Raw genomic sequence first — 18,720 nt, 5'->3', positions numbered from 1 at the left:
CAATGAAGACAAATCTTAAAGTAAATATTCTCTGGTTATTCCTTCTGTTAGCGGGTTATGGATTGATTAGTGTACTGGTTTCTGCTGGTGTTCTTAATCTATTCCATGTCCAAATTTTAGAACAAATTGGGATTAATATCATCCTTGCAGTAGGCTTGAACTTAATCGTTGGTTTTTCAGGACAATTCTCACTTGGTCATGCAGGTTTTATGGCGATTGGGGCTTATGCAGCAGCGATTATTGGTTCAAAATCACCAACCTATGGTGCCTTCTTTGGAGCGATGGTCTTGGGCGCTTTGATTTCTGGTGCAGTCGCTTTGCTCGTTGGGATTCCAACGCTTCGTTTAAAGGGTGACTACCTGGCTGTTGCGACACTAGGTGTTTCAGAAATCATTCGTATCTTTATCATTAATGGTGGTAGTTTGACCAACGGTGCTGCTGGTATCTTGGGTATTCCAAACTTTACCAACTGGCAAATGGTTTATCTATTTGTGGTGATCACAACTATTGCAACTCTCAATTTCTTACGTAGTCCAATTGGACGCTCTACTCTATCTGTTCGTGAGGATGAGATTGCTGCAGAGTCTGTTGGGGTAAACACCACAAAGATCAAGATTATCGCTTTTGTCTTTGGAGCCATTACAGCAAGTATTGCTGGTTCACTTCAGGCTGGTTTTATCGGATCTGTTGTCCCAAAAGATTACACCTTTATTAATTCCATCAACGTGTTGATTATCGTTGTATTTGGTGGACTTGGATCCATTACTGGTACCATCGTTTCAGCGATTGTTTTAGGAATTTTAAATATGCTCCTTCAGGATGTAGCAAGCGTACGTATGATTATCTACGCTTTGGCTCTTGTATTGGTCATGATTTTCAGACCAGGTGGACTTCTTGGGACATGGGAATTGAGTCTATCACGTTTCTTTAAAAAATCGAAGAAGGAGGGACAAAACTAATGGCATTACTTGAAGTTAAACAGTTAACCAAACATTTTGGCGGTCTAACAGCTGTTGGAGATGTCACTCTTGAATTGAACGAGGGAGAATTGGTTGGTCTGATTGGACCAAACGGGGCTGGTAAAACAACCCTTTTCAATCTCTTGACCGGCGTTTATGAACCAAGCGAAGGTACTGTGACACTAGATGGACATCTCCTAAATGGGAAAACTCCCTATAAGATTGCCTCACTTGGTCTCAGTCGTACTTTCCAAAATATTCGTTTGTTCAAGGAATTGACAGTTTTGGAAAATGTTTTGATTGCATTTAGTAATCATCATAAACAACATGTCCTTGCGAGCTTTCTACGTCTACCAGCTTTTTATAAGAATGAGGAAGAATTAAAAAGCAAAGCTTTGGACTTGCTGAAGATTTTTGATTTGGATGGCGACGCAGATACTCTTGCGAAGAATCTTGCCTATGGCCAACAACGTCGATTAGAAATCGTTCGTGCTCTGGCAACTGAACCTAAAATCCTCTTTTTGGATGAACCTGCAGCTGGTATGAATCCACAAGAAACAGCTGAATTGACAGAATTGATCCGTCGTATCAAAGATGAATTTAAAATTACCATCATGCTCATCGAACATGACATGAATTTGGTTATGGAAGTCACTGAGCGTATCTATGTTCTTGAATATGGTCGTTTGATTGCTCATGGGACTCCGGATGAGATCAAGAACAACAAACGCGTTATCGAAGCTTATCTAGGAGGTGAAGCCTGATGTCTATGTTAAAAGTTGAAAACCTCTCTGTGCATTACGGTATGATCCAAGCAGTTCGTGATGTAAGTTTCGAGGTTAATGAAGGTGAAGTTGTTTCCCTTATCGGTGCCAATGGTGCCGGTAAAACAACCATTCTTCGTACCCTTTCAGGTTTGGTTCGTCCAAGTGCTGGTAAAATTGAGTTTTTGGGAAAAGAAATTCAAAAGTTGCCTGCACAAAAAATCGTGGCAGGTGGCCTTTCACAAGTCCCTGAGGGACGCCATGTTTTCCCAGGTTTGACTGTTATGGAAAACTTAGAAATGGGAGCCTTTTTAAAGAAAAATCGTGAAGAAAATCAAGCTAACTTGAAAAAAGTTTTCTCACGCTTCCCACGTCTTGAAGAGCGTAAAAACCAAGATGCGGCAACTCTTTCAGGTGGTGAACAGCAGATGCTGGCTATGGGACGCGCTCTCATGTCTACACCTAAGCTCCTTCTCTTGGATGAGCCGTCAATGGGACTTGCCCCGATCTTTATCCAAGAAATTTTCGATATCATTCAAGATATTCAGAAGCAAGGAACAACGGTTCTCCTAATTGAACAGAACGCTAACAAGGCCCTTGCTATCTCTGACCGAGGTTATGTACTTGAAACAGGCAAGATCGTCCTATCAGGAACAGGAAAAGAACTCGCAGCATCAGATGAAGTCAGAAAAGCATATCTAGGTGGCTAAAAAGGTCCCGGGGACCTTTTTAGTCGGTAGATAAGGATTGCGCACGCAATCCCTCTATAGTCCGGGGGACCTTTTTAGTCGGCAGATAAGGATTGCGCACGCAATCTCTCTATAGTCTGGGGGACCTTTTTAGTCGGCAGATAAGGATTGCAATCAAGCGAAACCTAATACGACTACTTATCAAAAATATAAAATATTTCAGGGCTCCTGAATAAGGAGCTCTTTTATTTATATGTTTTTGAGGAAAGGGAATAAGGCCTTAATTTTTACTCATTCTTTCCCTATTTGAATTGACAGTCATTTTTGTTCATATTATAATATGGGTAAGAAAAAATTGAACAGGAGGACTGAGAATGGTAACAGAAAAACAATTTAAACTTTTGCGTTTTATGTTGATACATAAAGAAAAGACATTTACTCAGAGACAGTTAGCTGAAGAGTTAGACCTATCTTTAGGAACAATCAACACATTATTGAAAAAACTGAAAGAAGAGAAGTGGGTTGATGAGGAGCTTCACTTAACTGAACTAGGTCAGAAAGTTTTAGAACCCTATCGAGTAAAAAATGCCATTATAATGGCTGCTGGCATGAGTAGCCGTTTTGCTCCTTTGTCTTATGAGATTCCCAAAGGATTACTTCAAGTCAAGGGTGAACGCTTGATAGAGAGGGAAATCAGACAGCTGCAAGAAGCAGGAATAGAAGATATAACCGTTATTGTAGGCTATCTTCAAGAAAAAATGTTCTATCTTGCAGAGAAGTTTGGTGTAAAAATTGTAGTAAATAATGATTACTACAAATATAATAACTGTTCGTCTCTTATGTTGGTTAAAAATCAACTTTCTAACACTTATATTTGTTCATCGGATAATTATTTTGTAAAAAATCCTTTTGAGCAATATATTTATAGAGGTTACTACTCGACGATATTTGCAGAAGGTCAAACGGACGAATATTGTGCTATAGAGGATTCGAATCACATCATCGTTGATATCCAGATTGGTGGAGAAAATACTTGGGCTATGGTGGGGCACGTTTATTTTGACCGTGCATTTAGCGAGAAATTTAAGGAAATTTTAGAAACCGAGTTTAAGCACGAACCTTATCGGGAACAGCTTTGGGAGGATTATTATAGTCGCCATGTCAAGGAACTCCTTTTAGAAGCTCGTCACTATTCATCGGATATTGTTAAAGAATTTGATTCACTAGATGAACTCCGTCAATTTGATGAACGTTATTTGGTAAATGCAGACTCAGCTATTATCGATAATATCTGTAAGACATTAAAGTGTGTGGCTTCAGATATTGTCAATATCAAACCTCTAAAAGATGGGTTAACCAACACATCATTTTCATTTGACTGTCTAGGGAAAAAATATGTTTACCGTCATCCGGGTAGGGGAACGGAAAATTATATCGACCGAGCTAGTGAAGCAGCTTCTATGGAAATTGCTGCAAAATTAAAGATTGACCATACCTTCGTAGCTATGAACAAGGATGAGGGCTGGAAAATTTCAGAATTTATTCCCAATGCTAAGCAACTGGATTATGATAATTGGGATGATGTGGCACAAGCAATGGACCTCTTGAGACGGTTACACCAATCTGGAGAAAAAACGGAACATTCCTTTGACCAATTTGAGGGAATTGATGATTTTAGAGAAAAATTGAAGGCTAGAAATCGATTTGAATTTGATGGCCTCGAGGAATTGGATGAAACTGTTTCAATTCTCAAAAACTATTTACAGAATGATCCGGAACAGGTTGTCCTTTGTCATGGAGATTCCTATAGTCCTAATTTCTTGTTGAATGAAGCAGGCGAAATGAGCTTGATTGATTGGGAATATTCTGGAATGGGAGAGCCAGCAGGAGATTTGGGCACCTTTATCGCGTGTTCCAATTATACCGTAGAGGATGCTGAAAAAGTACTGGAATTGTATTTGCAAGAAGTACCAGATAAGAAAACCAAACGTCACTATTTGGCTTATGTAGCAGTGACCTCATATTATTGGTTCTTGTGGGCTTTGTTCCAGGAGAGTGTCGGAAAACCAGTTGGTGAATTTCTCTACATCTGGTATCGCTATACCAAACAATATGGACAACTGGCCCTTGACTTGTATTTGGAGGAAAACTAAGATGAAAACGACATCCGAAATTGAAGATTTAGTAGCAACTGAAACAAAGAGAAGATTGGAAGAAATGGAGTCACCAAACTACGAGTTTGTTCAACCCTTCCTAAAAAGTGATTTCATTTTAATCATCTCCATAGTCCTAATCAACCTTATTTTGATTATCTTAGCAATGACGGGAGGAATTCAATAACATGTCTAAAATGAATGACTATATCCAACAAGAAACCATAACCGGAATTGTTCCCATGACCAATAAGGATCGTCAGTATTCTTTCTGGGATCTCTTTCTATCGACAAGTGGTTTTGCCATTGCTACTTGGTGTTATACCCAAGGGGCTTATGTAGCTCAATATTTGACCTTTAATCAAATGTTGATAAATATTTTTAGCTTTAACATTATCTGGGTTTTTATTGAATGTCTTCCTATTTTGTTTGCGGTTAAGTATGGAATTGATTTGTGGATTTGGTTGAGAGCTGTTCTAGGAAAAAGAGGTGTAGCCCTGTTATCAACCATTATTAGCTTGGCTAACTTTGGATGGTATGCTGTTGCGGCCAATCTTTTTGCCAGTTCCATGATCCATTTGGCAAATAATTTTGGTCTTGGTTTGGACAAGGGAGTATGGGCGCCTATTCTTGGTACCCTCTGTGTTCTTCTTGGGACTCTCATTGCTCTTGGAGGTCCAGAAGTGATTAAGTGGACCAATCGCTTTTTGGTTATCGCCTTATTGATTGTCGGTCTGATTATCGTTGGAATCTGCTTTGTCGCCGTTCCTATAACGGATATTATGAATATCCAACCAGCCACTCAAGGAGATTTGACGCCATTAGAACGCTTCATGCTCTCTGGAGAAGGAAATGTTGCCTTTGCCTTTTCTTGGTCTACACAGGCATTGGTGTTACCGCGTTTAGCAAAATCAGAACGCAGTGGTTATTGGGCTACAGCCTTATCATACGGAGTTGTGGCTCCATTCTTCGTTGCGACAGGTGGAGTCATGGCTCTAGCCATGTTTGTCAAAACAGGCGTGTATGAAAGTGATCCAACAACCATGCTATCAACTCTAAGCACCCCAGCCTTTGCTCTCTTAAGTCTACTACTAGTAGCCTTTGCTAATATTGGAACCCAGGGGACAGGATCATACGTGAACTGTATGATTGTCAAAAGTGGGATGCCCAAAGTAAGCTATAAACTAATGGTTTGGATTGCCATGGTTTACGTGAGTCTACTCACTATCTGGGGAGGAGTAGAAGAGTATTTCGGATCCTTCATTTCCCTAGCTGCCTATATTCAAGGGCCAATTATTGGTATGATTGTTGTCGACTATTTTATCTTAAGAAAACGAAAACTCGACTTGCGTTCAGCCTATTTCCTTGAAGGGCATGACGCCTACGAGTTTACTAAAGGATTTAACTTAGTTGGCTTGTCTTGCGTATTTATCTCCTTATTGGTAGCGGTACTATTTGTCTACAACCCTGTCACTGCACAAATTCAAAGTCCAATCTTTTTAATCACAACGGGTAGCGGATTTACTGCGCTATTTGGCGGTCTATTATACTGGTTAGCTAGTCTTAGCCCACTGAAACGTTATATGATAAAAGATCGAGACACTGTTACGATTTAAGAAGAGAGGGGACTTCGGTTCCCTTTTAACTTACACTGGTATTTTATGCAAACTTCTCAGATTATTCAAAATCTTGAAAAAGAGATGAAAGCGTTTGATAGATTTTCTAAGAAAGTGTATAATAAAAGTAGCAATATAGAAGGAGAAGTCTCATGGCAGTTAAAGATTTCATGACCCGTAAGGTAGTTTATATCAGTCCAGATACGACTGTAGCACATGCAGCAGATTTGATGCGCGAGCAAGGCTTGCACCGTTTACCTGTTATCGAAAACGATCAATTAGTCGGATTGGTAACAGAAGGAACCATTGCGGAAGCCAGCCCATCTAAAGCAACCAGTCTCTCTATCTATGAGATGAATTATCTTCTGAATAAAACCAAAGTAAAAGATGTAATGATTCGAGATGTCGTGACGGTTTCTGGCTATGCTAGTCTAGAAGATGCGACCTACCTGATGCTGAAAAATAAAATTGGGATATTACCAGTCGTAGACAATCATCAGGTCTACGGCGTCATTACAGATCGCGATGTTTTTCAGGCTTTCTTGGAAATCGCCGGATACGGAGAAGAGGGGATTCGTGTTCGTTTCATTACAGAAAATGAAGTAGGAGTACTGGGGAAAATTGTAGCTTTAATTGTAGAAGAGGATTTAAATATTTCCCATACTGTAAACATTCCACGTAAGGATGGCAAGGTCGTCATCGAAGTTCAAATTGATGGAAAAATCGATTTGACTGCATTAAAGGAAAAGTTTGAAAAAGAAGGAATTCAAGTGGAGGAGATCACTCATACCTCTGCCAAAGTCCTTTAAACCAGAGGCTTTAGAGCCTCTTTTCTTCTGCCATCAAAAGCGGTGAAAAGCAAAATATGGAAAGAAATGAGAGATTATGGTATAATAAAACGATATGAAAAGGAGTATCTATGGACATTTCAGAAATCCGTCAAAAAATTGACGCAAATCGTGAAAAATTAGCTTCTTTTAGGGGGTCTCTTTGACCTCGAAGGCTTGGAGGAAGAGATTGCCATCTTGGAAAACAAGATGACAGAACCTGATTTTTGGAACGATAATATCGCGGCCCAAAAAACGTCGCAAGAATTAAATGAATTAAAAAACACCTACAACACCTTCCGTAAAATGGAAGAGTTGCAGGATGAAGTTGAAATTTTATTGGACTTTTTAGCAGAAGACGAGTCAGTCCATGATGAACTGGTCGAACAGTTGACAGAACTGGATAAGATGATGACCAGCTACGAGATGACCCTTCTCTTGTCAGAACCTTATGACCATAATAATGCAATCTTAGAAATCCATCCAGGATCTGGTGGTACTGAGGCACAGGACTGGGGCGATATGTTGCTTCGTATGTATACTCGTTATGGAAATGCCAAAGGCTTTAAAGTAGAAGTCTTGGATTACCAGGCTGGTGATGAAGCAGGTATCAAGTCTGTGACCTTGTCTTTTGAAGGCCCCAATGCATACGGCCTACTTAAATCAGAAATGGGTGTTCACCGTTTGGTCCGTATTTCGCCATTTGACTCTGCCAAACGTCGCCATACTTCATTTACATCCGTAGAGGTTATGCCTGAGTTGGATGATACCATCGAAGTGGAGATTCGTGAAGATGATATCAAAATGGATACCTTCCGTTCAGGTGGTGCTGGTGGACAGAACGTCAATAAGGTGTCAACAGGTGTGCGTTTGACACACATTCCTACGGGAACTGTCGTCCAATCAACGGTCGATCGTACCCAGTATGGAAATAGAGATCGTGCCATGAAGATGTTGCAGGCTAAGCTCTATCAAATGGAGCAAGAAAAGAAAGCTGCGGAAGTTGATTCCCTTAAAGGTGAGAAAAAAGAAATCACTTGGGGAAGTCAAATCCGTTCATATGTTTTCACGCCTTATACTATGGTAAAAGATCACCGTACAAGCTTTGAAGTTGCTCAGGTAGATAAGGTGATGGATGGAGACCTTGATGGTTTTATCGATGCCTACCTCAAGTGGCGAATCAGCTAAGATAGAAAGGAACTCATATGTCAATCATTGAAATGAGAGATGTTGTCAAAAAGTATGACAATGGAACGACTGCCCTGCGTGGTGTATCTGTTACCATTGAACCAGGAGAGTTTGCCTATATTGTAGGACCTTCTGGGGCAGGGAAGTCAACCTTTATTCGAGCTTTATACCGAGAAGTAAAGATCGAAAAAGGAAGCCTATCAGTTGCAGGCTTTAATTTAGTTAAAATTAAGAAGAAAGATGTCCCACTACTACGTCGTAGTGTCGGGGTAGTCTTTCAGGATTACAAACTTTTGCCTAAGAAGACCGTTTATGAGAATATTGCCTATGCAATGGAAGTAATCGGTGAGAGCCGTCGCAATATCAAAAAACGTGTTATGGAAGTATTGGACCTGGTTGGTTTGAAACATAAGGTTCGCTCTTTCCCTAATGAACTCTCAGGTGGAGAGCAGCAACGGATTGCGATTGCTCGTGCGATTGTCAACAATCCTAAAGTATTGATTGCCGATGAGCCAACAGGAAACTTGGACCCAGATAATTCATGGGAAATTATGAATCTGTTGGAACGCATCAATCTCCAAGGTACTACTGTTTTGATGGCGACTCACAATAGCCAGATTGTAAATACCTTGCGCCACCGTGTCATTGCCATTGAAAATGGCCGTGTCGTTCGTGACGAAGCTAAAGGAGAATATGGATACGATGATTAGTAGATTTTTTCGCCATTTATTTGAATCATTAAAAAGTTTAAAACGAAATGGCTGGATGACAGTAGCAGCAGTAAGTTCGGTTATGATTACCTTAACACTCGTTGCCCTGTTTGCATCTGTAATTTTTAATACAGCGAAACTGGCTACCGATATTGAAAACAACGTTCGGGTCATGGTATACATTCGTAAAGATGTAGCTGATAACAGTGAGACGATTGTAAAAGAAGGTCAGACAGTTACCAACAATGACTACCACAAGGTCTATGATGCTTTGAAAGCTATACCTGCTGTTAAGAGTGTTACCTTCTCAAGTAAAGAAGAACAGTACGAAAAACTGACGGAAACAATGGGTGACGATTGGAAGGTCTTTGAAGGGGATGCAAACCCTCTCTATGATGCTTATATCGTTGATACAAATTCTCCGAGTGATGTTAAAACGGTAGCTGAAGAAGCTAAGAAAATTGAGGGAGTATCAGAGGTTCAAGATGGTGGAGCCAACACTCAACGACTTTTTGAACTAGCTTCCTTTATCCGTGTTTGGGGATTGGTTATTGCAGGGCTTTTGATTTTTATCGCAGTCTTCCTTATTTCCAATACCATCCGTATCACCATTATTTCACGTAGTCGTGAGATTCAGATCATGCGTCTGGTAGGAGCGAGAAATGGCTATATCCGTGGTCCATTCTTGCTAGAAGGAGCTTTTATTGGCTTGCTTGGTGCAGCGATCCCTTCTGTTCTTGTTTTCTTTGTTTACAATATGGTCTATCAATCGGTCAATAAATCCTTGGTAGGTCAAAACTTGTCAATGATTACACCAGATGTGTTTATTCCTCTGATGACAGTCCTATTATTTATAATCGGAATTTTCATTGGTTCAATTGGTTCAGGAATTTCGATGCGTCGATTCTTGAAGATCTAGTTGGATTTAAATGCAAATTGCAGTACAAATCAGAAAAATAATACATATTTAAAAGAGAAGTTTTTGTAAACTTCTCTTTTTCCTTTTTAAAAATTTAAAAAAATAGACAATTTTTTTATAAAAGCCTTTACAAAAAAAATAAAAGTGGTATAATTAATACATAACCAAATGCAAACGTTTTCGTAAAACGTTTGCCTAAATAAAATAAAGGAGATTTGAATGATGAAAGCTACATTCAAAAATGTCTTGTCTTTCGAATTTTGGCAAAAATTCGGTAAGGCTTTAATGGTGGTTATCGCCGTTATGCCAGCGGCGGGATTGATGATCTCAATCGGTAAATCAATCGTGATGATCGACCCAAACCTTGCTCCTCTAGTGATTACAGGTGGAATCCTTGAGCAAATTGGTTGGGGGGTTATCGGTAACCTTCATATCTTGTTTGCCCTTGCTATTGGGGGAAGCTGGGCAAAAGAACGTGCAGGTGGTGCATTTGCAGCCGGACTTGCCTTTATCTTGATTAACCGTATTACAGGTACTATCTTCGGTGTTACAGGTGATATGTTGAAAAACCCTGAAGCAATGGTTACTACCTTCTTTGGTGGTTCAATCAAGGTTGCTGACTACTTTATCAGCGTTCTTGAGGCACCAGCGCTTAACATGGGGGTTTTCGTAGGGATTATCTCTGGTTTTGTTGGGGCAACAGCTTATAACAAATACTACAACTTCCGTAAACTTCCTGATGCCCTTTCATTCTTCAATGGTAAACGTTTCGTACCATTCGTCGTTATTCTTCGTTCAACTATTGCTGCAATTCTACTTGCTGCCTTTTGGCCAGTAGTTCAAACAGGTATCAACAACTTTGGTATTTGGATTGCCAACTCACAAGAAACTGCTCCAGTTCTTGCACCATTCTTGTATGGTACTTTGGAACGTTTGCTCTTGCCATTCGGTCTTCACCACATGTTGACTATCCCAATGAACTATACAGCTCTTGGTGGAACATACGAAGTGTTAACTGGTGCTGCAAAAGGAACACAAGTATTTGGTCAAGATCCACTTTGGCTTGCATGGGTAACTGACCTTGTTAACCTTAAAGGTTCAAATGCTGACCAATACCAACACCTTCTTACAACAGTCACTCCAGCTCGTTTCAAAGTTGGACAAATGATCGGTTCATTTGGTATCTTGATGGGTGTCATCGTTGCTATCTACCGCAATGTTGATGCTGACAAGAAACACCAATACAAGGGTATGATGATTGCGACAGCCCTTGCAACATTCTTGACAGGGGTTACTGAACCTATCGAGTATATGTTCATGTTCATCGCAACACCGCTTTACCTTGTTTATTCAGTAGTTCAAGGTGCTGCCTTTGCTATGGCAGATATTGTTCACCTTCGTGTCCACTCATTCGGTTCAATTGAATTCTTGACTCGTACACCATTGGCAATTAATGCTGGTATTGGTATGGATATCGTTAACTTTATCTGGGTAACTGTTCTCTTTGCGGTTATCATGTACTTCATTGCCAACTTCATGATCAAGAAATTCAACTACGCAACTCCAGGACGTAACGGAAACTACGAAACAGCTGAAGGAGCATCAGAAGAAGTAGCTCCTGGAACTCCAAAAGTTGCAGCAGCTTCTCAAGCCGTAAACATCATTAACCTTCTTGGTGGTCGTGCAAATATCGTAGATGTGGATGCATGTATGACTCGTCTTCGTGTAACTGTTAAAGATGCAGATCGCGTTGGTACTGAGGAACAATGGAAAGCAGAAGGAGCTATGGGTCTTGTCATGAAAGGACAAGGTGTCCAAGCTATCTACGGACCAAAAGCTGACGTATTGAAATCTGATATCCAAGATATCCTTGACTCAGGGGAAGTAATTCCTGAAACACTTCCAAGTCAAATGACAGAAACTCAACAAAATACTGTCCATTTCAAAGGTGTAACTGAGGAAGTTTACTCAGTAGCTGACGGTCAAGTTGTTGCTTTGGAACAAGTGGAAGATCCAGTTTTTGCTCAAAAAATGATGGGTGATGGATTTGCAGTAGAGCCAGCAAATGGTAACATTGTATCTCCAGTTACTGGTACTGTATCAAGTATCTTCCCAACAAAACACGCTCTTGGTCTTGTCACTGACTCAGGTCTTGAAGTGCTTGTTCATATTGGTTTGGATACAGTAAGTCTTGAAGGAAAACCATTTACTGTTCATGTCTCTGAAGGACAAAAAGTGGTTGCTGGTGATCTTCTTGTCACAGCTGACTTAGATGCTATTCGAGAAGCAGGACGCAAAACATCAACAGTGGTTGTCTTCACAAATGGTGATGTCCTTAAATCAGTTAAATTAGAACAAACAGGTTCTCTTGCAGCTAAAACAGCAGTTGCTAAAGTAGAATTGTAATATACTTGGGGTTGGAAGCTGTTTTCCAACCTCTTGTTTTAGGAGAAAAGCATGAAATTTCTAACACTCAATACCCACAGTTGGATGGAGAAGGAAGCAGAGGAAAAATTCCAAATCTTACTCCAAGACATTCTTGATAAGGATTATGATTTGATTTGTTTCCAAGAAATCAATCAAGAAATGACTTCGCCTGAGGTAGAGGTTAACAATCACTATCAAGCTTTACCATCAGCAGAACCCATTCATCAGGACCACTATGTCCGACTTCTGGTTGAAAAATTGTCTGAGAAAGGGAAAAACTACTACTGGACTTGGGCTTACAATCATGTTGGCTATGACCGCTACCATGAAGGCGTAGCCATCTTATCCAAAACACCTATTAAGGCGCGTGAGATTTTAGTATCAGATGTAGATGATCCAACGGACTACCATACTCGCCGTGTTGCCTTGGCTGAGACAGAGGTTGAAGGTAAGGAACTTGCTCTTGCAAGCGTTCATCTCTCTTGGTGGGATAAAGGTTTCCAAGAAGAGTGGGCACGATTTGAGGCTGTACTAAAAGAGTTGAACAAACCTCTGATTTTAGCAGGTGATTTTAATAATCCAGCTGGTCAGGAAGGCTATCAAGCGATTTTAGCTAGCCCATTAGGATTACAAGACGCGTTTGAAGTTGCGAAAGAAAGAAGTGGTAGCTATACCGTTCCACCAGAAATTGATGGTTGGAAAGGCAATACTGAACCGCTACGAATCGACTACGTCTTTACGACCAAAGAGTTAGAAGTAGAGAGTTTACAAGTAGTTTTTGATGGCCACAATAGTCCACAAGTCAGTGATCATTATGGTTTGAATGCTGTATTGACCTGGAAATAATGAAAGAGGTTGGAATCAGAGGTTCCAACCTTTTAAGCTACTTGAATCTTTACTACAGAACTGAGACTCAAATGGGACTACTGCAATAGGACAAAATATGGTATAATTGAAAGGATAGAATCGAGGATAGTATGTCATTTAAGAAATTTCAATTTAAAAATTATATAGTAGAAGCCTTGGAGGAGTTGAAATTTGCAACTCCTACAGAGGTGCAAGAAAAATTAATCCCTATTGTACTGGCAGGTCGTGACTTGGTGGGCGAGTCGAAAACAGGTTCAGGAAAGACTCATACTTTCTTATTACCAATTTTCCAACAATTAGATGAAACTAGCGATAGTGTGCAAGCGGTCATTACTGCACCAAGTCGTGAGTTGGCCACTCAAATCTACCAAGCAGCCCGTCAGATTGCAGCTCACTCAGATGTCGAAGTTCGTGTGGTGAATTATGTGGGTGGTACGGATAAGGCGCGTCAGATTGAAAAACTTGCCAGCAACCAGCCTCATATCGTTATCGGAACGCCAGGTCGTATCTATGACTTGGTCAAATCTGGTGATTTGGCTATTCACAAGGCCAAGACCTTTGTAATTGATGAAGCCGATATGACCTTGGATATGGGATTCTTGGAAACCGTTGATAAGATTGCAGGAAGCCTTCCAAAAGACTTGCAATTCATGGTCTTTTCAGCAACTATTCCACAAAAATTGCAACCGTTCTTGAAGAAATACTTGTCAAATCCTGTCATGGAAAAAATTAAGACTAAGACAGTCATCTCAGATACCATTGATAACTGGTTGATTTCGACCAAGGGCCGTGATAAGAATGCTCAGATTTACCAACTGACTCAGTTGATGCAGCCTTATTTAGCTATGATTTTTGTTAACACAAAAACGCGTGCTGATGAATTGCATTCTTACTTGACTGCTCAAGGCTTGAAGGTGGCAAAGATTCATGGAGATATTGCTCCTCGTGAACGCAAACGGATCATGAATCAGGTGAAAAATCTGGATTTTGAGTACATTGTTGCAACAGACTTGGCAGCGCGTGGAATTGACATTGAAGGGGTCAGCCATGTTATCAATGATGCCATTCCGCAAGACTTGTCCTTCTTTGTTCACCGTGTTGGACGAACTGGGCGCAACGGACTGCCTGGTACAGCGATTACCCTTTACCAGCCTAGTGATGACTCGGATATCCGTGAGTTGGAGAAATTAGGGATCAAGTTTACTCCTAAGATGGTCAAAGACGGAGAGTTTCAAGATACCTATGACCGTGATCGTCGTGCTAATCGTGAAAAGAAGCAGGATAAGCTTGATATTGAAATGATTGGCTTGGTTAAAAAGAAAAAGAAAAAAGTCAAACCTGGCTATAAGAAGAAGATTCAATGGGCGGTGGATGAAAAACGCCGCAAAACCAAGCGTGCTGAAAATCGCGCACGTGGGCGTGCAGAGCGTAAAGCAAAACGTCAAACATTTTAAAAACTCAGTAGAATCACCTGATTCTACTGAGTTTTTATTTCCGGAAATATTCAAAGGAGATAATAATTATATATTTTAAATAATTTGATTTATAAAACAGTAATTGCTTTAAAACCTTTTTTAGAGCAATATTTTATTGAAATCATAAGGAAAAAAATTGAAAACTATACAAAATTGTGTTATCATACTATAAAACAATCGGATTATATCATTTGATCCGTGAAAAGAAAAGGGGACTTCTATGGATAAATCATTTATGAAACAACAACGTTTTTCATTCCGTAAAATGAAAGTTGGGTTGGCTTCTGTAGCAATTTTGTTTGCTTTTGCTCAGGTCGGACAAGTGTCTGCAGATGAAACAACACAACCGGCATCTACTTCAGCTGAAACAGTAAAGAAAACCGAAGCAAATAAATCGGCAGTCGAAGCTGCTGTAGCAGAAATTAAAGCTGATGAGGCGAAACCAGTCGTTAACCAATCAGATGCAAAACCTGGAGAACTTGTTGATGTTTCTAAGAAGGTTTCACCTATTGACGTGAAAGAACGCCAAGAAGGTGATCAAAAGATTCATGAAGAAACTGCAACAGTTGAAGTCACAAAGACAGAAGTGGCACCTGTAAAAAGTGAAGAACTTCCTGCTCCAAAGACTGAAACAACTGAGAGTACAGTGAGTGGGAAAGATGAAGATGGAAATTCTTATACCCAATATGAACGTGTTGATAAAACAACTACAGTCGAAATCAAGAAAGCGACAAGAACGATTTCAAAATCTAACTCTGCCGATATCGTTTTTGTTGTTGACCGTTCAGCATCTATGTCTCGAACTATTGACACTGTCCGTAACAATATCAATGAGTTTGCAAGAAATCTTGCTAAAGATGGAGTAGCAGCACGTTTTGGATTAGCTACCTTTAGTGATGAAGTATATGGACGTATAGGTGGATTAGCAGATGAGGGTACAATTTTAACAAAATTTAATGAATCTTATTTTACCTCTGACCCAGCTGAGCTTGAAAAAGCCTTAGCAGGCATTAAGCTTGCACATGGTGGAGACTTCCCTGAAACATCTACACCTACTCTTACACAAATTGTTTCAACCTACGACTGGTCTAAGTCACCTAAAAATAAAAAGTTTGTCGTATTGTTGACAGATGCTCCAATGAAGGAGGATCCTTCAATTCCAACGATGGCGAATACTCTTGCGTCTTTGAAAGCCGCAAAAATCGAAAGAATTGTTGCAACTTCGACAGGGACCGATATTAGCTATAAAGATTTTGTATCTGAAGGTCGATTAATGAATATTAATCGTAACTTGGCTGATTCTTTAACTAAGGATGCAACTACATGGATTGTTGAAACTGTGACTGAAGGACACAATTACAAGGTAACGAAAGATAATTACCAATTTTACCTAGAACGTCGTACAACACTACCTGTTGCTCAGACAGGAAGTGCGACTCCAACTACCACAGTTCCAGTAGCTACAGCTTATAAAAAAGAAGTGGCGAAACTCCCTGATACAGGAAGTAATGATACAGCGAACTATGGTATTGTGGGACTTGGCCTCCTAATGGCTGGACTTGGCTTAACTGTAAGCAATAGAAAGTCTAAGGAACAGTAAGCCTAACTGGAAGATTGTTTGTTAAAACATTGTGAGGAAAAAGCAGACGAAAAAATAGGTAGTTTGTAAACGAAGTATGCAGATAAACATAGGTATGATCTTCTGTATTATGGAGTACAAGCCAAATTATTATGCCGAGAAAAGAGCCGTAAGGTTCTTTTTTTGATTTAGAGAAAATACTGCAAAAAAAAGTAAAAAGTGGTATAATGATAAGGTTATATAGTCCCGATAAGATGGTAGGTATTCATTACTAGTAGTTTTCCTATCAGTACTTTGTAACTCTATAACAATATTTTTTAAGGGGGGACATTTTTATGTCAGAACGTAAATTATTCACGTCTGAATCTGTATCTGAGGGGCATCCGGATAAGATTGCAGACCAAATTTCAGATGCGATTTTGGATGCTATTTTAGCAAAGGATCCAGATGCGCACGTTGCTGCCGAGACAGCTGTATACACAGGTTCGGTCCATGTTTTTGGTGAAATTTCTACACATGCTTATGTAGATATTAACCGAGTGGTTCGTGATACCATTGCAGAGATTGGTTATACCAATACAGAGTATGGTTTTTCTGCGGAGACGGTGGGAGTTCATCCGTCACTTGTTGAGCAGTCACCAGATATCGCCCAAGGTGTTAACGAAGCCTTGGAAGTTCGTGGAAATGCAGATCAAGATCCACTGGACTTGATTGGTGCTGGTGACCAAGGTCTTATGTTTGGATTTGCGGTGGATGAGACAGAAGAACTCATGCCTTTACCAATCTCACTTAGCCACAAGTTGGTTCGTCGTTTGGCAGAACTTCGTAAGTCTGGTGAAATCAGCTATCTCCGTCCAGATGCTAAATCACAAGTTACGGTTGAGTATGATGAAAATGACCGTCCAGTACGGGTGGATACAGTCGTTATTTCAACTCAGCACGACCCAGAAGTTAGCAATGAACAAATTCACAATGATGTGATTAACAAGGTTATCAAAGAAGTAATTCCAGCATCTTACTTGGATGAGCAGACAAAATTCTTCATCAATCCAACTGGTCGCTTTGTAATCGGTGGACCTCAAGGGGACTCAGGCTTGACTGGTCGTAAGATCATCGTGGATACCTATGGTGGCTACTCTCGTCATGGTGGAGGTGCCTTCTCTGGTAAGGATGCGACGAAGGTGGACCGTTCAGCCTCTTATGCAGCTCGCTACATTGCCAAGAACATCGTTGCAGCAGGTCTTGCTAAGAAGGCAGAAGTGCAATTGGCTTATGCTATTGGGGTGGCACAGCCTGTTTCTGTTCGTATCGATACTTTTGGTACAGGAACAGTAGCTGAAAGCAAGCTTGAAAAAGCAGCGCGTCAAATCTTTGACCTTCGTCCTGCAGGAATTATCCAAATGCTGGATCTCAAACGTCCAATTTACCGTCAAACAGCGGCTTATGGACACATGGGACGTACAGATATTGACCTTCCTTGGGAACGTTTGGACAAGGTAGACGCTTTGAAAGAAGCTGTGAAATAAAACTAAAAGATTGGTAGAAACTACCAATCTTTTTTTGCGAAAGAAAACCAGCTTTTGGCTGGCTTTCTTATTTTGTAGGAATAGAAATCTCAATCAATTTATCAGAATAAAGCGTCTTGATATTGGCTTCATCGATGCTTCCTTTGTCGATTTTACGTTTCAAGAAGAAGTCTTGAATGGTTTCAATTTCAGGTTCACGAATAGCACGGTGTTTGTTGGAAATGAGGATTTCATAGTGAAGCGGGGCTTGTGTGAAAACTACATCTGTGTTTCCAGCAGAATAGACCTCGACAAGAGTTGCGTCTGTGCTTTCTAATTGGCTTTTAACAAGTTGCGAGTGTGAGTTTGTCGTATTGATAAGCTTCATAATAGTTCCTCCGATTTTCTAACTCTATTATAGCACTTTTTGGATAAAATCGTGTATTTTAGTCAATTCCATGCTGGATTTTCCAAGCTTCAATTCCCCATTTATGGCTACCACGTTTGAGGTTTTCAATAGCCTCGTCAATAGGGAACCAAGCAATATGATTAAAATCTTCCAATGGTTTTTGTACTTTTTGGAAAGAAGTAGCTTCATAGAGATAAGCTGGATTGTAGTAGTAGGTATCACGGTGGCGAGAGTAGAAATACTCATCAGCTTGCCCATAATAGGTTCCAATCTCAGCTGTAAAGCCAAGTTCTTCGATTAGTTCTCTCTTCAGTGCTTCTTGATGATCTTCGCCAGCTTCAATTTCTCCACCTGGCAAGAACCAAGCACCATTGGGGGCTTGAACTAGGACAATTTGTTTTTTCTCCGCATCCGGAATAACTGCGTACACACCATAGCGGGGCTGGTAGGTCACATTCTCTTTTTTTTCACCAAAAGTTGGGTTTGCCATTGCATTTTCCTCATTCTCTAGTATCTTTATTATTATCATAATGGACGAGGGGCAAGCTGTCAAGAATAAACCAACGAACTGGTGCAGAAAAAGCTACTTTGTCTTGGTCAATCCTTGTCTCGTTAAACTTTCCAGACCTAGCA

Annotated in this window: 17 protein-coding genes; 15 read left to right on the top strand and 2 right to left on the bottom strand. The window is 40.2% G+C overall.

What is annotated here, in order from left to right; all coding sequences use genetic code 11:
- Positions 1-2: 2 nt before the first annotated feature.
- From HMPREF2766_RS07650 to metK, 15 genes are all read left to right on the top strand, one after another.
- The gene (locus HMPREF2766_RS07650) at positions 3-959 is read left to right on the top strand and encodes a branched-chain amino acid ABC transporter permease (RefSeq protein WP_000856262.1); all 957 of its coding nucleotides are present in this window, start codon (positions 3-5) and stop codon (positions 957-959) included.
- Positions 959-1,723 carry an ABC transporter ATP-binding protein gene (locus HMPREF2766_RS07645; RefSeq protein ID WP_049490316.1) on the top strand — a complete coding sequence of 255 codons (765 nt, stop codon included), beginning with the start codon at positions 959-961 and terminating at the stop codon, positions 1,721-1,723. Before HMPREF2766_RS07650 ends, HMPREF2766_RS07645 begins: the two co-directional genes overlap by 1 nt.
- Positions 1,723-2,433, top strand: coding sequence for an ABC transporter ATP-binding protein (locus tag HMPREF2766_RS07640; protein WP_000062204.1), 711 nt, complete (start codon positions 1,723-1,725; stop codon positions 2,431-2,433). The genes HMPREF2766_RS07645 and HMPREF2766_RS07640 overlap by 1 nt, the downstream gene beginning before the upstream one ends.
- A 353-nt stretch (positions 2,434-2,786) precedes the next feature.
- Positions 2,787-4,565, top strand: a complete 1,779-nt coding sequence (locus tag HMPREF2766_RS07635) for a phosphotransferase (RefSeq protein WP_049490315.1) — start codon at positions 2,787-2,789, stop codon at positions 4,563-4,565.
- Position 4,566: 1 nt separating this feature from the next.
- Complete coding sequence (locus HMPREF2766_RS07630) at positions 4,567-4,752, top strand: hypothetical protein (protein WP_049490314.1); 186 nt, start codon at positions 4,567-4,569, stop codon at positions 4,750-4,752.
- 1 nt (position 4,753) lies between these two features.
- Positions 4,754-6,181 (top strand): cytosine permease, encoded by a 1,428-nt coding sequence (locus HMPREF2766_RS07625; protein ID WP_000041471.1) that lies wholly within the window; start codon positions 4,754-4,756, stop codon positions 6,179-6,181.
- Between the two features lie 152 nt (positions 6,182-6,333).
- Complete coding sequence (locus HMPREF2766_RS07620) at positions 6,334-6,990, top strand: CBS domain-containing protein (protein ID WP_000268644.1); 657 nt, start codon at positions 6,334-6,336, stop codon at positions 6,988-6,990.
- 110 nt (positions 6,991-7,100) lie between these two features.
- Positions 7,101-8,196 (top strand): peptide chain release factor 2 gene (gene prfB, locus HMPREF2766_RS07615; protein WP_096753628.1). Its coding sequence is split into 2 segments (ribosomal slippage): positions 7,101-7,172 and positions 7,174-8,196, totalling 1,095 coding nucleotides; the frame shifts between segments, so codons are not numbered across the junction.
- A gap of 17 nt (positions 8,197-8,213) precedes the next feature.
- Complete coding sequence (gene ftsE, locus HMPREF2766_RS07610) at positions 8,214-8,906, top strand: cell division ATP-binding protein FtsE (RefSeq protein WP_000022272.1); 693 nt, start codon at positions 8,214-8,216, stop codon at positions 8,904-8,906.
- Positions 8,899-9,825: a permease-like cell division protein FtsX gene (ftsX, locus tag HMPREF2766_RS07605; RefSeq protein WP_070569217.1), complete on the top strand. Its 927-nt coding sequence runs from the start codon at positions 8,899-8,901 to the stop codon at positions 9,823-9,825. The genes ftsE and ftsX overlap by 8 nt, the downstream gene beginning before the upstream one ends.
- Positions 9,826-10,044: 219 nt before the next feature.
- Entirely contained in the window at positions 10,045-12,231 is a 2,187-nt protein-coding gene (locus HMPREF2766_RS07600; protein ID WP_083303900.1) for a PTS transporter subunit IIBC, read from the top strand.
- A 51-nt stretch (positions 12,232-12,282) separates the two neighbouring features.
- Positions 12,283-13,098, top strand: a complete 816-nt coding sequence (locus HMPREF2766_RS07595; RefSeq protein ID WP_070569025.1) for an endonuclease/exonuclease/phosphatase family protein — start codon at positions 12,283-12,285, stop codon at positions 13,096-13,098.
- A 131-nt stretch (positions 13,099-13,229) separates the two neighbouring features.
- Positions 13,230-14,573 (top strand): DEAD/DEAH box helicase, encoded by a 1,344-nt coding sequence (locus HMPREF2766_RS07590; protein WP_070569022.1) that lies wholly within the window; start codon positions 13,230-13,232, stop codon positions 14,571-14,573.
- A 241-nt stretch (positions 14,574-14,814) separates the two neighbouring features.
- On the top strand, positions 14,815-16,194 hold the full coding sequence (locus HMPREF2766_RS07585; protein WP_000361432.1) for a VWA domain-containing protein: 1,380 nt from the start codon (positions 14,815-14,817) through the stop codon (positions 16,192-16,194).
- A 314-nt stretch (positions 16,195-16,508) separates the two neighbouring features.
- Positions 16,509-17,699, top strand: a complete 1,191-nt coding sequence (gene metK / locus HMPREF2766_RS07580; protein ID WP_000003912.1) for a methionine adenosyltransferase — start codon at positions 16,509-16,511, stop codon at positions 17,697-17,699.
- Positions 17,700-17,766: 67 nt separating this feature from the next.
- Here the strand turns inward: metK and HMPREF2766_RS07575 are convergent, their stop codons facing one another.
- Together HMPREF2766_RS07575 and HMPREF2766_RS07570 are read right to left on the bottom strand one after the other, a co-directional pair.
- On the bottom strand, positions 17,767-18,066 hold the full coding sequence (locus HMPREF2766_RS07575) for a DUF1827 family protein (RefSeq protein WP_000767207.1): 300 nt from the start codon (positions 18,064-18,066) through the stop codon (positions 17,767-17,769).
- A 58-nt stretch (positions 18,067-18,124) separates the two neighbouring features.
- Entirely contained in the window at positions 18,125-18,577 is a 453-nt protein-coding gene (locus HMPREF2766_RS07570) for an NUDIX hydrolase (RefSeq protein WP_070569019.1), read from the bottom strand.
- Between the last annotated feature and the right edge of the window lie 143 nt (positions 18,578-18,720).

Source organism: Streptococcus sp. HMSC076C08 (assembly GCF_001810825.1).
Lineage (GTDB): Bacteria > Bacillota > Bacilli > Lactobacillales > Streptococcaceae > Streptococcus.
This window is presented reverse-complemented; position numbering and strand designations above follow the sequence as displayed.

Bases quoted from the DNA above. Each gene is read 5' to 3' on its own strand.
- HMPREF2766_RS07600 (WP_083303900.1), top strand. From the start codon at position 10,045: ATGATGAAAGCTACATTCAAAAATGTCTTGTCTTTCGAATTTTGGCAA.
- HMPREF2766_RS07625 (WP_000041471.1), top strand. From the start codon at position 4,754: ATGTCTAAAATGAATGACTATATCCAACAAGAAACCATAACCGGAATT.
- ftsE (WP_000022272.1), top strand. From the start codon at position 8,214: ATGTCAATCATTGAAATGAGAGATGTTGTCAAAAAGTATGACAATGGA.
- ftsX (WP_070569217.1), top strand. From the start codon at position 8,899: ATGATTAGTAGATTTTTTCGCCATTTATTTGAATCATTAAAAAGTTTA.
- HMPREF2766_RS07570 (WP_070569019.1), bottom strand. From the start codon at position 18,577: ATGGCAAACCCAACTTTTGGTGAAAAAAAAGAGAATGTGACCTACCAG.
- HMPREF2766_RS07640 (WP_000062204.1), top strand. From the start codon at position 1,723: ATGTCTATGTTAAAAGTTGAAAACCTCTCTGTGCATTACGGTATGATC.
- HMPREF2766_RS07585 (WP_000361432.1), top strand. From the start codon at position 14,815: ATGGATAAATCATTTATGAAACAACAACGTTTTTCATTCCGTAAAATG.
- HMPREF2766_RS07645 (WP_049490316.1), top strand. From the start codon at position 959: ATGGCATTACTTGAAGTTAAACAGTTAACCAAACATTTTGGCGGTCTA.
- metK (WP_000003912.1), top strand. From the start codon at position 16,509: ATGTCAGAACGTAAATTATTCACGTCTGAATCTGTATCTGAGGGGCAT.
- HMPREF2766_RS07620 (WP_000268644.1), top strand. From the start codon at position 6,334: ATGGCAGTTAAAGATTTCATGACCCGTAAGGTAGTTTATATCAGTCCA.
- HMPREF2766_RS07650 (WP_000856262.1), top strand. From the start codon at position 3: ATGAAGACAAATCTTAAAGTAAATATTCTCTGGTTATTCCTTCTGTTA.
- HMPREF2766_RS07635 (WP_049490315.1), top strand. From the start codon at position 2,787: ATGGTAACAGAAAAACAATTTAAACTTTTGCGTTTTATGTTGATACAT.
- HMPREF2766_RS07575 (WP_000767207.1), bottom strand. From the start codon at position 18,066: ATGAAGCTTATCAATACGACAAACTCACACTCGCAACTTGTTAAAAGC.
- HMPREF2766_RS07590 (WP_070569022.1), top strand. From the start codon at position 13,230: ATGTCATTTAAGAAATTTCAATTTAAAAATTATATAGTAGAAGCCTTG.
- HMPREF2766_RS07630 (WP_049490314.1), top strand. From the start codon at position 4,567: ATGAAAACGACATCCGAAATTGAAGATTTAGTAGCAACTGAAACAAAG.
- HMPREF2766_RS07595 (WP_070569025.1), top strand. From the start codon at position 12,283: ATGAAATTTCTAACACTCAATACCCACAGTTGGATGGAGAAGGAAGCA.